Below are 2,539 nucleotides of genomic sequence, written 5' to 3'. Positions count from 1 at the left end.
GCTCGCTATTCGCGTTGTCCCATTCCTTGCATTGCATAAAAATCCAAGAAGAAAAGCAGACAGTGATTTAATCAGCGCTTCCCTAAGTTATTCCTTACAAAATCTTTCCATGTCTGTTACAATAGTTTAAATATATTAAATACACTATAAAGAAAAGAGGGATGATGATGGAGGCGGAGAGAATCCGTGGTATGGCGGAGCAGCTGATTCGGGAGAATCCGAAGGAGCGGATTATTGATTTCACTCTGGAGGAGCAGAAGTACTGGATCAAGCGGAAACTGGGAAACGGGCGGAATCAGCTGGTGAAGTATTCGGTGGAGAAGGAGTTTTATTATGAAATCGCCCGCATGACCATTGCAGGCCGTTTTCATAGTGAGCTGGTTCCGGATGTGGTGCTCCTGACGCCGGACTATATGGTGACTCTGGACGGCGGACCTACGCTGAAGAATATTCTGGGCTCCAAACGGCGGGAGGAGGAGAAGGAGGCCATTCTGGAGGAAACCGGCGCCGCCCTGGCTGCTCTCCACCATGACCATATTATCCACGGCCGTCCGGCGCTTCGGGATATTACCTATCGGGACGGAAGGCTCACGTTCCTGGACTGGGAGAACCGGCTCTATTCACGAAATCGGGAGACCCTGAAGGCCATCGATTTCCTTCTTCTTCTCCAGGGCATCTGCCGGGAGAATTATCGGGAGGAAAAGTCCCGGGTGGCAGCGGTGCGAAGGGGCTATGAGGAAAACGGCGGCGCGGAAACTGTGGAGGATGCCCGCCGGTTCCTGAAAAGCCATGGCTTCATCGGCAGCCTGGTTCATTTCCTCTCCCCCTTCCGGATGAAGGATATCGAATCGGTAAGAAAGATTTATGATTATATGAAATGATTCAAAAGTTTCCTGTCCGACGCGGAACCCATGGGGTTCACGGCGGCGGGAAACTTTTTTGCGTATAGTTTCCTGTTCGGCGTGACACTGCTGGTGTTTCATAGCGACAGGAAACTTTTGGCGTACAGTTTCCTACTCGGCGTGACACTATTGTGGTTCATCGCAACAGGAAACTATTCGCGAAGGGTTTCCTGCTCGGCGTGACACCATTGGTGTTTCTTACCGATAGGAAACTATTCGCAAAGGAGATTTCTCGACTCCGCTTCCGACCCTCGAAATGACGGGGGAGGCGTGGGACTACTGTGTTTCATTGCGACAGGAAACTATTCGCGTATAGTTTCCTACTCGGCGTGACACTATTGTGGTTCATCGCAACAGGAAACTTTTTGCATACAGTTTCCTGCCCGGCATTGACACGATTGTATTTCATGTCCCCCTCTTGCCGCCGGAAATTGGCCTCTTGCCGCGGGGGCTCTGTTTCTCTATACTAGAATCAAGTATAGTATGAGGGAGAGGGGAACTATGTTTCTGGAACAGGAGAAGGAAAAGTTTATCGCCTGGTGGCAGGATATTTCCATGAGGGAGCTGGCCATATATCTGGCCGGCGCTTTCTGCCTGCTTCTCATCGTTTCTGTCTATTATGATATTTTGGGAATTACGGAGCTTTTCCAGTGGTACCGGTTCGGGCGGAATATGGGGGAGTGTTTCCTTCTGATTTTCCTGACGGAGCTCATGACAGGGAAGAGTCTTCTCCATCCTTTCTGGCGCATAGGGTATATTCCTTTCTTTTCATGGATTTTCATTTTCCCCTATGTGCTCACCCATGCAGCGAACGGCATGAAGGATCCTTCCTTTAATCATCTGAGTCCCTATTTCCTCACCGCCATCGGCACGCTCCTTCTGATTTTCTTTATGATGAATGTGATCTGCCGGGTGTATGTGGGCCGGAAGCTGGCCACGCTGATCTGCCTTTCGGCGGTTTGTTTCTTTTCCTGCAGCGCTTTCATGTTCCTCATTCATTATGAGTTCATGCATATTATGATGTCGCCGAAGGAAATGTTTTTTGCCATCAACCAGCCGGTGCGCTGGTTTTACCGCATTGTTCTGCCCCATGTGGGGCTCATGAATCTCCTTCTCATGGGGGCGGGACTTGTGGCTTTTGTGGTGCTGTACTGGCAGTGGATTTATGACAGTGCCTATGCCCTCTCTCCCCGCTGGGTAAAGAAAATGAAGAAATCCTATTCCTGTATCCACCGTCTTCTCCAGTTTCTGGTCTTCTTCGGCTGCGCCTGGCTCCTCATCCGCTGGCTCAGTGAGTGCTTCCCTCTCCACGATTATGAAATGGCGAAGCAGTATAAGGAATATATCGATTTTATCCAGAATACCAGACTGTAAGGGGCAAGGGAAAGGTTGACGCCCGCTTTGCGGGCGAAGGTTGAAGGTTCTTAAGGTTCAGAGGGTGCGGCGCCCTTTGGGCACAAAGGGGCACGGCTTCGCCGTGGGTTGTGGCCTGCTGGCGCAGGCAGGTTGTGTAGAAGGGTTGCGGGAAAAGGTGCAGAGGGTTGTGGTATCGCCCAGGGCTGAGTTTTTATAATGTCGCCTAGGGAAGCGCTGATTAAATCATTGTTTGCTTTTATTCTTGAATTTTTATGCAATGC

General features: G+C 50.3%; 2 protein-coding genes. Both read left to right on the top strand.

All coding sequences use genetic code 11. The features are described 5' to 3' along the window. Positions 1 to 167 precede the first annotated feature (167 nt). Entirely contained in the window at positions 168 to 881 is a 714-nt protein-coding gene (locus B2Y11_RS08685; protein WP_291058063.1) for a hypothetical protein, read from the top strand. A gap of 522 nt (positions 882 to 1,403) precedes the next feature. Then, entirely contained in the window at positions 1,404 to 2,276 is an 873-nt protein-coding gene (locus B2Y11_RS08680) for a hypothetical protein (protein ID WP_288269868.1), read from the top strand. Positions 2,277 to 2,539: the final 263 nt, after the last annotated feature.

Origin of the sequence: Dialister sp. UBA1703, from assembly GCA_002320515.1 — a bacterium.
Taxonomy (GTDB): Bacteria; Bacillota; Negativicutes; order Veillonellales; family Dialisteraceae; genus Dialister.
The sequence above is the reverse complement of the archived record's forward strand: the minus strand, read 5'-3'. Positions and strand labels throughout refer to the sequence as shown.

Coding starts and splice junctions, on each gene's coding strand:
- B2Y11_RS08685 (WP_291058063.1), top strand. CDS start 168: ATGGAGGCGGAGAGAATCCGTGGTATGGCGGAGCAGCTGATTCGGGAG.
- B2Y11_RS08680 (WP_288269868.1), top strand. CDS start 1,404: ATGTTTCTGGAACAGGAGAAGGAAAAGTTTATCGCCTGGTGGCAGGAT.